Source organism: Paenirhodobacter sp., from assembly GCF_050177655.1.
Classification (GTDB): domain Bacteria; phylum Pseudomonadota; class Alphaproteobacteria; order Rhodobacterales; family Rhodobacteraceae; genus Rhodobacter.
In genome coordinates, this window is sequence record NZ_JBFXGV010000065.1 from 1 (window position 1) to 11,360 (window position 11,360).

An 11,360-nucleotide genomic window follows, 5' to 3' on the forward strand; every position below is an offset into this window, starting at 1 on the left:
GACGACGCGCGCCGAGAAATCGGTGATGTTCACCCAGATGTGGCGGGTGCCCAGGTCGAGCCCGTTCATCCAGCGCAGCCGCTCCATCGCGACGAGGATCGAGCGCAGCCGCTCCTGCGGGGCGCGGTTGAGCTCGGTCAGCGTGGTCGCGTCGGCGACGCCATCGGCCTTCAGCCCGAGGTCGAACTGGTAATCCTGCACCGCCTTCTGCATCGCGCCGTCGTAACGCGCGGTGGCGGAACGGCCGAGGTAGCCCATCGCCTGCAGCCGGTCGCGCAGCGCGATCACCGCCGGACCTTCGTCGCCCGGGCGCAGCGATTTCGCATGCACCGGCTCGCCCCAGCCGCCCGCGGCGATCTGGGTCGCGATCTCGAGCCGCGCCTTCACCAGCCAGGCATATTGCGGCGATTTCGGCGCGAGATCGCGCAGATAGCGCGCCGGGGTGTCGGTGAGCGAAAAGGCGGTGATCAGCGCGCCGGGATCGCGCCGAGGCACCTCGCGCACGAGGCCGGCGTCGACCTTCTTCGGTTCGAGCACGCCGTTCGACACGTCATGCGCATAGGCCAGGAAGGCGCGCGAGACCGCGACCTCGAGCAGGCCGCGCTCCCGCTCGGAACGGATCGAGGCGAATTTCTCGCGCAGATCGTCGGCGCCGTAGCGCGCCGCGGGCAGGCCCTGCGCCGGCGCCGCGTCGAGCGCGCCGAAAAAGGCGGCACGGCGGGGCGCATCGACGCCCGAGGTCCAGATCGGCTGATAGCCGCGCGCGGCGTAGAAGGCGGCAAGCGCGGGATCGGCGGCCGCGGCCTCGGCGATCGCCTGGGTATAGCCCGAAAGCACCGCGGCCGGCGCCAGATTCTGCGCGGCGCCCGGCCCGGCCGCCCCGCTCCAGCATGCCCCCGCCATCAGCACCGCCACCATCGCGGCGCGGCCCTGTCGGACGATCGCCCCCGTCTTCATCCCACCACCCTCTAAAGCACAGAAATCCCTGATTTCCCGAAGGTCACGGAAAAGCGCGGGCATGTCCAGAGCCCGCCCGCCAAGGGCCCGGATCCGCCGCAATCGTGTCACAAACAGATGCAAGCCCGCCACAGCCAAGGCTTTCCGCGCGTTCTGCGCAAGTTTCCGCCGATTTCCCCCTTGCAGGGGAACCTGCGGCGAATCCGCTGTTGGATGAAGAATCGCCTTGTGCCATAAATTGGCCATGCTAGAGGGTTAAAGGCAGGTAAAGCCGCAGACCAAGACGGCAAAGCCAAACGGCAGACGTAGGACAGGCGAACTAGGAATGAGCACGATGAACACTTCGCGCCGCGGACTTCTCGCGGCCTTCGCTGCGACCATGGTGACGGCCGCTCCGACCACTTCCAACGCTTTCGGTTTCCTGCGCGGCGCAGGTGATATCCGCCGCATCAAGATGTACTCCGGTCGCACCGGCGAGAGCATCGACACGATCTACTGGATCGAGGGCGAGTACATCCCCGAAGCGCTCAAGGAAATCAATCACTTCATGCGTGACTGGCGGACCGACCAGACGGTCGTGATGGATCCGCGCACGCTCGACATCGCCACCGCTTCGCACCGGCTGATGGACACTTCCGAACCTTACATGCTGCTCTCGGGCTATCGCTCGCCGGCGACGAATGCGATGCTGCGCTCGCGCTCGCGCGGGGTGGCGAAGAACTCGCTGCACATGAAGGGCATGGCCGCCGACCTGCGGCTGCCCTCGCGCTCGGTGCCGCAGATCTACGCCGCGGCGACGGCCTGCCACGCGGGCGGTGTCGGTCGCTACATGCGCTCGAATTTCGTGCATATGGATTGCGGCCAGGTCCGCACCTGGAACGGCTGATCGGATCTACGCCAGATCCGCTGCCCTGAAAGAAGCGCCGCCCTCGCGGCGCTTTTTCATTTTCCGGATATTTCCGAAATTCCTTCGCAAGATCCCGAAAAAGCAAGACCCCCGTTTCCGGGGGCCTTGCGATGACGGGACGGAAGGGAGGCGCTCAGTCCTTGAGCAGCCCCTTCTGGCCGAGATAGGCCTCTTCCTCCGGGGTAAGATCGACCTTGTCGAAGCCGGTGATCATCGGGCGCACATGCTCGCGGAAGCCGTGGCCGATCGTCAGCAGATAGATGTGGATCACCACGAAGGCCGCGATCGCGAAGGCGGCGAGCACATGGATATTCGCGACCAGCGTGAGCCAGAACGCCTGCCCGTCGGCCGCGTCCCAGAAATCATAGGCCAGATAGATCAGCCCCGAGATCCAGATCGCCGGGAAGAGCGCCATCTTCAGCGCGAAATAGGCGAAGGCCTGCAGCGGGTTGTGCCGCCGGTCGAAGGTCTTGTGATAGGGGTGCTCCTCGCCGCGGAACACACCCCAGGCATAGAAGCGCGCGACCTTCAAAAACCCATGCAGCCGCGGGATGAACTGGCGCCAGCCCCCGGTGGTGAAAAGCCAGAAGGTGGCGAAGGCCCAAAGTACGAGCAGCGCCAGCGCCACCACCGTATGCACGGTGACGGCCAGGCCGAAGGGCAGCACCTGATGCAGCCCGAGGATCCGCGCCCCGGTGAAGAGCAACAGCAGGATCGAGACCACCTGCGACCAGTGCCAGAGCCGGTTGAACCGCGTGTAGACCTTGACGAAATGCTCAGCCATGATGCCCTCCCTTGCGGCCGAAGACCCGCAGGATCCCGTGACCGGCCACGCCGAGCGCCGCCAGCATGAGGATCACCAGACCGATCTTGCCGCCGATATTGATGCCGCCGCCGGGAACGTAGATCCCCGCAAGCCCCGCCATCCGCCCGTTCGGGGCATGGCAGCTCTCGCAGCGCAGCGCGTCTTCCTTCGGCGCGACCATATGGGCGATCGGCCAGTACATATGCGTCTCGACGAAGTCGAACTTGCCGGAATAGGGCAGACCGACATAGTCCATCCCCGCCTTCAGCGATTTCGACCAGTCGTAATAGGACCAGAGCGCAGTGCCGTCGCCCGGGCCATAGACGTGGTTGAACAGAAGCACGTCGCGCTCGGTGTCATAGGCCTGCTTGCCCGCCATCTGCTTGAACGGGAAGATCCGCGCATCCTTGTCGCCCGGATGGCCGCCGATCTTGTTCAGCTCGACGATCTGGGTCGGGTCGATCTTTTCCTCGGGCATGGTGTAGGTCATCACCCCGTTCGACCAGGCGTAATAGGGCACGACATTCTCGCCCCATTTGAAATCGCCCTTGATCGTCAGATAGGTGTGCAGCTCCTTGCCGTCGGACTGGGTGAAGTTCTCCTCGGCATAGGGCTTGCCGTCCTTGAGCTTGCCCGCGGTCGACCAGTCCCACCAGGTCTTCGTCGCGACGCCGCCGCGCGCGAATTCCGGAATGTGGCAGCTCTGGCAGGCGACGCGATCGGTGTGATCGTTGAGTTTCATCGCGATGAGCGGGTTCGGCCCCTTGTGCGGCTCCTCCGAATGGCAGGAGGTACAGGAGGCGGTGTCGCGCATCTCGCCCGGCTTGCGGTCGGTCGCATGCGGATCGACCACATCGGTCTCATAGCGCGAGCCGGCGAGCACATGCTTGTCGGAAACGTGGCAGGCCTCGCAGGTGAAATTCGCGCCGTCCTTCGACATGTGCACATCGACCGCGCGTGGCGGATCGAAGAGCGCCGAGCTCAGATCGCCGTGTTTCACATTGTCGCCGCCGCCGCCGTAGAAATGGCAATTGCCGCAATTCTCGCGCGTGGGGGCGCCGACCGACATCGCCGCCTTGGACAGATCGACGGGCCAGACCGCCTTGCCGGTGATCGTCTTGCCCTTCGGGTCGACCGGATCGAGCGGCGGATTGCCGGCGAGGTTGTCCTGTTTCGCATATTGCCCCGAGGTGTCGTGGCAGGCGAGGCAGTCGACCCGGGTCGGATCGTCGGGCATCGGCTGGCGCACGTCGGTCCAGCCATAGCCGGTATGGCAGGAGGTGCAGCGCGTCTCGTTCGAGGCGACATTGCCGCAAAACGCGTTGATTTCATGCGCCTTGCCAAGGGTCTGGCCGGTCTTCTCGTTCTGATAGGTCCAGCTCCAGTGGACCGAATGCATCACCTGATTGCCCGCCTCGGTATGGCAGCTCAGGCAGGCAGCGGTGACCTCGGGGCCGGAGTGGAACGGCCCTTTCAGAATGTCGAATTTCGAATGGTCGGCGGTCGCCGCCTCCACCGGATCGCTCATATGCGCGGCACGCGCCTGCGCAAGCGCCATCGGATCGGGGCGCGACATCGCGCCGATCTCGGGCGCGGGCTCCGCGGGCGTGGCCTCCTGCGCCGGGGCGGGGCCCGCCGCAAGAATCGACGCCGCCACGAAGGCGGTGATCTGCAAGCTGCTCAGCTTCATGGTTCCTCCCCTCTCCGGCCCGGGGGCCGAAGCCGTTCACCCCCCTTGCGGGGGAAAAGATGCATCGAAGAATTCGAATAACAGGAACGTGAGGGGAAAGGCCCTGCGACAAACCCGCCGCACCCCCGGGACATCCTGTCGCAGGGGAAGGCTCAGGCGGCGCGGCGCGCGGCGATCGGCAGCACGATCAGCAGGGTGACGATGCGGGCGAAGTGGTGCAGCGCGATATAGGCCGGATCGAAGCCGAGCGAGAGGCCCACCGCCGCCATCGCCTCGACCCCGCCCGGGGCGAAGGCGATCCAGACCTCGGCGAGCGGCAGATGCGTCGCAAGCGCGGTGGCAAGCGCGAAGACGAAGGAGGTGGCAAGCGTGACGACGATCAGCACCCCCCCGGCCCGCGCCATCCGCACGATCGCACCAAGCCCCACCGCGGTCAGCCGCGTGCCAAGCACCGCCCCCGTCAGCGTGAAGCCAAGGAAAAGCGCCCATTGCGGCATCGCCCCCGTCACCAGCCCCGCGCCATGCACGACGCTGCTCAGCACGAGCCCCGCAAGCAGGCAGGCCGCGGGCAGACGGAACCGCTGCCCCACGATCCCCGCCACATAGGCGACCGCGAGCAGCGCGCCAAGCGGCGCAAGCTCCATCGGCACCCGCGCGGGCGGCACCGCCGGCGCATGACCGAAAAGCGCCGCCATCGGCGGAGCAAGCAGCACAAGCGCAAGCAGCCGCATCACCTGCAACACCATGATCGGCTCCATCTGGCCGCGCCCCTCGATCGCGAGGGCGATCACATTCGACATCGTGCCGGGCGCGGTGGCGAGCAGCGCGGTCTCGCGCGAGAAGCCGAACATCCGCCGCAGCACCACGGCGCCGGCGAACAGCGTCGCCACCACCGAGACGGCGAGAAAACCGAGGCTGAGGCTCCAGGCGGCGAGATGGCGGCCGATATCGGGATCGACGCCGGAACCGAGCGAGACTCCGATCGCAGTGAAGGCGAGATCGCGCAGCCGCGGCGGGATCTCGACCGCGACGCGCGCGGCGGCGGCGCCCGCGACGGCCAGCGCCGCCCCGATCAGCGCGCCCGCGGGAAAGCCCACCGCGGTGAGCACCGCGGCGCCGATCAGCGCGAAAAGCAATGTCAGGCCCAGCGGGCGCAGCGTCGTCATCATCATCGCAGGGCGCCCCGGCGGTGACCGCTGCGGTCCCGGGGCCATGATCTCGCGGCGGGGAAGTGGCGCACCCAAGAGGATTCGAACCTCTGGCCTCTGCCTTCGGAGGGCAGCGCTCTATCCAGCTGAGCTATGGGTGCCGCGCTCGCGTTGCATAGCCGATCGCAACGGGGGCTGCAACGGGGAATGGTGCTCAGCCAAGCAACTCCTGGCAAAGCTCCAGCGCCGAGACCAGCGCGTCGACCTCCTCGCGGGTGTTGTAAAGGCCAAAGGAGGCGCGCGCCGTGGCGCTCACGCCCAGATGGCTCATCAGCGGCATCGCGCAATGGGTGCCCGCACGCACCGCGACGCCGCGCTTGTCGAGGATCGTCGAGATGTCATGCGCATGCGCCGGCCCCTGCATCGTGAGCGAGAAGATCGCCCCCTTCTGCGGTGCATTTCCCTGGATATTCAGCCAGTTGAGCCCGGCAAAGCGGCTTTCGGCATAGGCGCGCAGATCGGCCTCATGCGCGGCGACATTCGCCATGCCGAGCCCGGTGAGATAGTCGATCGCGACGCCAAGGCCCACCTGCTGCACGATGCCCGGGGTGCCGGCCTCGAATTTCAGCGGCGCATGGGTGTAGGTGACATTGTCGCGCGTGACCTCGGCGATCATGTCGCCGCCGCCGAGGAAGGGGCGCATCTCGTCCATCCGCTCGCGGCGGATGAAGATCGCACCGGAACCGCTTGGCCCGTAAAGCTTATGCCCGGTGATCGCGTAGAAATCGCAGCCGATCTCGGCGACGTTGACCGGCATATGCACCGAGGCCTGCGAGCCGTCGACGAGCACCGGCACCCCCTTCGCCTGCGCCCCCGCACAGATCGCCTTCACGTCGACCAGCGTGCCGAGCACATTCGACATATGGGTCACCGCGATCAGCTTCGTGCGCGGGGTGATCGCGGCCAGAACCTTCTCGGGGTCGAGGCTGCCGTCGGGCTCGATCTCGACCCATTTCAGCACCACGCCCTGCCGCTCGCGCAGGAAATGCCAGGGCACGATATTGGCGTGATGCTCCATCACGCTCAGCACGATCTCGTCGCCCGGGTTCAGCCGCGGCGCTGCCCAGGCGTAGGAGATCATGTTGATCCCCTCGGTCGAGCCGGTGGTGAAGACGATCTCCTCTTCCGAGGGCGCGCCGATGAAGCGCGCGATCTTGCCGCGCACGCCCTCATAGGCCTCGGTCGCGATCGTCGAAAGCGTGTGCAACCCGCGGTGAACGTTGGCATAATCGTGTTCGTAGAACCGCGTCATCGCCTCGATCACACAGCGCGGCTTCTGCGCCGAGGCGCCATTGTCGAGATAGACCAGCGGCTTGCCGTTCACCTTGCGGCTCAGGATCGGGAAATCCTCGCGCACGCGCATCACGTCATACATCATCCATCCCTTTCACTGCGCCACCACGAAGGGCGGCGTGATTCCAAGGCTCAGCATCACCGCGCCAAGCACCAGCGCCGAGCCGAAGAAGACCGCGATCACCCCGCCCCAGACCGCGGGGATATTGGTGAAGCCATGCAGCGCCGCGGTGAACTGCACGAGCAGCCAGAACATCAGCGCGAAAAGCGCGAGCGTGCCCAGCGTCGAGACGAGCGGAAAGAAGACCATGATCAGGATCTGCGCGCCCTGCCCCACGATCAGCACGAATTCGATCCAGACCGCGAGCAGCAGCGCGTCCTCGAACCGCCCCTTGCCGCCGAACTGCCGCCCGAAGACGGTCATCGCGAAGGCGGTGTAAAGGATTATCGCGCCCTGCAGCGCGGCCATCGCAAAGGGCGAGCCGAGATCGCCGAGGTCGATCTTCGTCACGAAGGAAAACAGCATCTCCGCCAGCAGGCCGAAGGTCGCCGAAAGCGCCATCACGATCAGAAGGCCCAGCAGACGCGCCTCGCGCGAGGGGGCCGTCGCGATCAGCCAGCGCGCAACCGAGCGCGGCTCGCGCAGCGAGCGCCAGACCAGATCGACGAGCAGACGCTCCATCAGGGGGCCTCGCGCTCGAATTCGGTGACGGTGAGCCCGGCGAGCCAGAACCACAGGAACACCGCGAAGACGACCAGCGAGACCGCGGTCAGCTGCGGCCCATCGCCGATGAAGCCGGCGACGAGCCCCTGCAACAGCATCAAGGGCGAGACCGCGAAGAGCGCCCAGAACAGCGACAGCCGCCCGCCATACCAGTCACCCCGCCCGCCGAAGATCTTCGAGATCAGCGGGCCGAGCGCGGCGAGCGCGTAGAAGACCGGCACGGTGGCGAGGAGTGCCAGCGCGCGCCCCATCACCAGCACCGGCATCTTCTGCTCGGGCGCAAGGTAGTTCTGCCGCGCGAGTTCGGGCCACATCCCGATCAGGATCACGATCAGCGCCGCGATCAGGAAGGAGAACACCCGCCCCTCGGAGCGGCGGCGCGCGAAATGCGCCCGCACCACCGCCCGCGGCGCGCGATAGCTGCGCAGGATATCGTCGACCGCCGCCATTCGAACCTTACCCCCGGTGCCGCGCGAGCCAGCCCTCGAGCCGGGCGACGATCTCGCCCGCAAGCGTCTCGTCCTCGATCTCGGCGATCGCATCGGCGACGAAGCTGAGCACGAGGAGCGAGGTCGCCTCGGCCACCGGCACGCCGCGCGAGCGCAGGTAGAACAGCGCCGTCTCGTCGATCGCGCCGGTCGTGGAACCGTGCGAGCATTTCACGTCATCGGCGTAGATCTCGAGCTCGGGCTTGGCGAGAAACTGGCTGTCGTCGTCGAGCAGAAGCGACTGGCTGATCTGATAGCCATCGGTCTTCTGCGCGCCGGGCTTCACCAGAATCTTGCCCTGGAACACGCCGACCGCGCCATGTTTCAGCACCTTCTTGAACACCTGCCGGCTTTCGCCGCGCTCGGCCGCATGGGTGATGAAGACGGTGTCGTCATGCAGGAAGGCGCCATCGCCAAGCGCCGCGCCCGCGACATGGGCCACCGCATCGTCGCCCAGAATGTCGATCACGCATTCGTTGCGGGTCAGCACGCCGTTCACGGTGAGGGTGAAGCTCTTGAACAATGCCTCCGCCGCGACGCGCGCGAAGATATGGGTGATCGCGCGGCGATCATGGTCGCGGCCCTGCGCGCGGATATGGTGGAAGCGCGCGCCGCGGCCGACATCGACCTCGAGCACCTTGTTGAACCGCGCCCCGGCCGGGCCGGTCTCGAGCAGCGTGAGTTCCGCGTTTTCCTCCAATTTTACGCAGTGGTGGAGGATCGGATCGGAGGTCTCTGATTTATGGACATAAATCAGATGCACGGGTTTGGTTGCCTTGCCCGTGACGCGGATCAGCACGCCATCGCTCGCCATCGCAGAGTTGAGCGCGGCAAAGGGGCGCGCGACGGGCGACTGCCCCGCGGCCTCGAGCGTGCCATAGAACCCGGTCGCCCAGGACAACTCCGGCGCCCCGGCGAGACGGGTGATCTCGATCCCCGCGCCCGCCAGATCGTCCGAGGCCGCGGCATCGAAGACGCCATCGGTGAAGACGATCTTCAGCCGGTCGATCGCATCGAAAAGCGGCGCCTCGTCATCGGTGGTGGCAGCCGCCGGCACCGGCGCCTCGGCCGCAAGCGCCGCCGCATCGGTCCAGCGCCAGTATTCGTCCCGCCGCCCGGGCAGGCCCATCTCGGTGAGCCGCGCAAGCGCCGCACGCCGCCCCGCCGCCATCCCCTCGGGCAGCGCCAGCGCCGCGATCCGCGCGGCGCCCGGCTTTTCTTTCAGCGCCACAGCCATCACACGCCCTCCGCGAGGCCATGCGCCTTGAGGATGTCGGCGTAGCCGTTCTCTTCCACGACAAGCGCCAGCTCCGGCCCGCCCGTCTGAATAATGCGGCCGTCGGCCATGATATGCACAACATCCGGTTTGATGTGGTCAAGCAGGCGCTGATAATGGGTGATCACGAGGAAGCTGCGATCGGGCGCGCGCAGCGCGTTCACGCCCTCGGCGACGAGCCGCATCGCGTCCACGTCGAGGCCCGAGTCGGTCTCGTCGAGGATGCACATCTTCGGCTCGAGCATCGCCATCTGCAGGATCTCGTTGCGCTTCTTCTCACCGCCCGAGAAGCCGACGTTGACCGGCCGCTTCAGCATGTCGGCGTCGATCTTCAGCGTCTTCGCCTTTTCTCGCACGACTTTCAGGAACTCGCCCGCGGAGAGCTCCTCCTCGCCGCGCGCCTTGCGCTGCGCGTTCACCGCGGTGCGCAGGAAGGTCATGTTGCCGACGCCCGGGATCTCGACCGGATACTGGAAGGCGAGGAAAAGACCGGCCGAGGCGCGCTCCTCCGGCTCCATCTCGAGCAGCTCATGCCCGTCGAGCACCGCGGAGCCGTCGGTCACCTCGTAGCCGTCGCGCCCCGAAAGCACATAGGACAGCGTCGACTTGCCCGAGCCGTTCGGCCCCATGATCGCATGCACCTTCCCGGTCTCGACCGTGAGGTTCACGCCTTTCAGGATAATTTTATCTTCACCTTCAAGTTTGACGTGCAGGTTCTTGATTTCGAGCATTTTTCGTCCTCAGTCGATGGCGGCGGCCCTGCCGTCGCACGACAGCATCGGGGCAGATTTCGGAAAAGCACGCGACAGCGCGCGCAGCCCTGAGGCCACGCGCGTCATGCTCGTGCAGGAAGGATTGGCGCCCGGGATCAGAGCGCGAAGATCTTCTCGCGGAAGACGATCGAATCGGGCGCGGTCGCGGTTTGCTGCAGCTGCACCCAGTCCTTGGTGAAGGCGAGGCTCGCCTCTTCCGGCACCCAGAAGGCGAGGTTGTGCAGCGTCGCCGCCGCGAAGATCACGCCCGTCGCCTGCGCGATCCAGGCCGAGGTGCCCTTCAGCCCGAAAAGCGGGCCGAGCACCGAGGCGACGATCAGGCCCAGCCCGATGCCGATCGCCATCGGCACGTCGCCAAGCACATGTTCCGGCGCCGGCAGCGGCAGGAAGCGCGCGCGCAGCGCGACGCTCGCGGCAAAGGCCAGCACGCCGAAGACCCCGGCGATCATCAGCACGAGACCCGAGGTCTTCGCCCGCTTCGCGCCCTGCATCTTCACCGACATGTCCTCGAGCGTCTTCACCATGACCTCTTCCGCACCGACATGCAGCACGATCCGGCCCTTGTGCCGTCTGCGCTCGCGCTCGATCCGGTCGAGCCGCTCGTTGAACGATGCCGTCGAGATGGTCATGGTCTTCCCCGTCTGTCACCTGAGGCGACATGACCACCCGATCTTGCCCGAAATGGGGCAGGAGCGCGGAGGAAGCGTGACCTGCGTCAGCGTGCCTCACCCGACCGACCCCTCGAGCGAGATCGCGACGAGGCTCTGCGCCTCCATCGCGAATTCCATCGGCAGCGCCTGCAGCACCTCGCGGCAGAAGCCGTTCACCACCAGCGCGACCGCCTCTTCCTCGTCCATCCCCCTCTGACGACAGTAGAAAAGCTGATCGTCGTCGACCTTCGAGGTGGTCGCCTCATGCTCGACGCGCGAGGAATTGTTCTTCACCTCGATATAGGGAACGGTGTGCGCGCCGCATTTGTCGCCGATCAGCAGGCTGTCGCATTGCGTATAATTGCGCGAATTTTTCGCCTTCGGGTGCATCGAGACGAGGCCGCGATAGGTGTTCTGCGCCTGCCCCGCCGAGATCCCCTTCGAGACGATGCGGCTCCGGGAGTTCTTGCCCAGATGCACCATCTTCGTGCCGGTATCGGCCTGCTGATAATTGTTCGCGATCGCGATCGAGTAGAACTCGCCCGAGGTGTCGTCGCCGCGCAGGATGCAGCTCGGATATTTCCAGGTG

The 11,360-nt window shown here is 66.3% G+C and carries 12 protein-coding genes and 1 tRNA gene; 1 reads left to right on the forward strand and 12 read right to left on the reverse strand.

Going from position 1 to position 11,360, the window contains the following annotated elements:
* A partial coding sequence (locus tag AB7U46_RS16505) for a peptidoglycan-binding protein (RefSeq protein ID WP_428338082.1) occupies positions 1-957 on the reverse strand: 957 nt, incomplete at its 3' end.
* A 325-nt stretch (positions 958-1,282) separates the two neighbouring features.
* Between AB7U46_RS16505 and AB7U46_RS16510 the strand changes: the two genes are divergently transcribed.
* Positions 1,283-1,843, forward strand: coding sequence for a YcbK family protein (locus tag AB7U46_RS16510; RefSeq protein WP_428338083.1), 561 nt, complete (start codon positions 1,283-1,285; stop codon positions 1,841-1,843).
* A gap of 154 nt (positions 1,844-1,997) precedes the next feature.
* On the opposite strand, the gene AB7U46_RS16515 is transcribed toward AB7U46_RS16510, so the two are convergent.
* The 11 genes from AB7U46_RS16515 to AB7U46_RS16565 form a co-directional block, all read right to left on the reverse strand.
* Complete coding sequence (locus AB7U46_RS16515; RefSeq protein WP_428338084.1) at positions 1,998-2,648, reverse strand: cytochrome b/b6 domain-containing protein; 651 nt, start codon at positions 2,646-2,648, stop codon at positions 1,998-2,000.
* Positions 2,641-4,359, reverse strand: coding sequence for a tetrathionate reductase family octaheme c-type cytochrome (locus AB7U46_RS16520; protein WP_428338085.1), 1,719 nt, complete (start codon positions 4,357-4,359; stop codon positions 2,641-2,643). Before AB7U46_RS16520 ends, AB7U46_RS16515 begins: the two co-directional genes overlap by 8 nt.
* Positions 4,360-4,511: 152 nt before the next feature.
* Positions 4,512-5,531 carry an AbrB family transcriptional regulator gene (locus AB7U46_RS16525; RefSeq protein WP_428338086.1) on the reverse strand — a complete coding sequence of 340 codons (1,020 nt, stop codon included), beginning with the start codon at positions 5,529-5,531 and terminating at the stop codon, positions 4,512-4,514.
* 60 nt (positions 5,532-5,591) lie between these two features.
* Positions 5,592-5,668, reverse strand: a tRNA-Arg gene (locus AB7U46_RS16530).
* A gap of 53 nt (positions 5,669-5,721) precedes the next feature.
* Positions 5,722-6,942, reverse strand: a complete 1,221-nt coding sequence (locus tag AB7U46_RS16535) for a cysteine desulfurase (protein WP_428338087.1) — start codon at positions 6,940-6,942, stop codon at positions 5,722-5,724.
* 12 nt (positions 6,943-6,954) lie between these two features.
* Positions 6,955-7,542 carry a YIP1 family protein gene (locus tag AB7U46_RS16540; protein ID WP_428338088.1) on the reverse strand — a complete coding sequence of 196 codons (588 nt, stop codon included), beginning with the start codon at positions 7,540-7,542 and terminating at the stop codon, positions 6,955-6,957.
* A complete protein-coding gene (locus tag AB7U46_RS16545; protein WP_428338089.1) occupies positions 7,542-8,033 on the reverse strand; it encodes a YIP1 family protein in 492 nt (163 codons plus the stop codon). The genes AB7U46_RS16540 and AB7U46_RS16545 overlap by 1 nt, the downstream gene beginning before the upstream one ends.
* 7 nt (positions 8,034-8,040) lie before the next feature.
* Positions 8,041-9,309 carry a SufB/SufD family protein gene (locus AB7U46_RS16550; RefSeq protein WP_428338090.1) on the reverse strand — a complete coding sequence of 423 codons (1,269 nt, stop codon included), beginning with the start codon at positions 9,307-9,309 and terminating at the stop codon, positions 8,041-8,043.
* A complete protein-coding gene (gene sufC / locus AB7U46_RS16555) occupies positions 9,309-10,079 on the reverse strand; it encodes a Fe-S cluster assembly ATPase SufC (RefSeq protein ID WP_428338091.1) in 771 nt (256 codons plus the stop codon). The genes AB7U46_RS16550 and sufC overlap by 1 nt, the downstream gene beginning before the upstream one ends.
* Positions 10,080-10,216: 137 nt before the next feature.
* Positions 10,217-10,750 (reverse strand): hypothetical protein, encoded by a 534-nt coding sequence (locus AB7U46_RS16560; RefSeq protein ID WP_428338092.1) that lies wholly within the window; start codon positions 10,748-10,750, stop codon positions 10,217-10,219.
* Between the two features lie 96 nt (positions 10,751-10,846).
* Positions 10,847-11,360: SufD family Fe-S cluster assembly protein (locus AB7U46_RS16565; RefSeq protein WP_428338093.1), on the reverse strand; the 514-nt coding region annotated here is incomplete at its 5' end.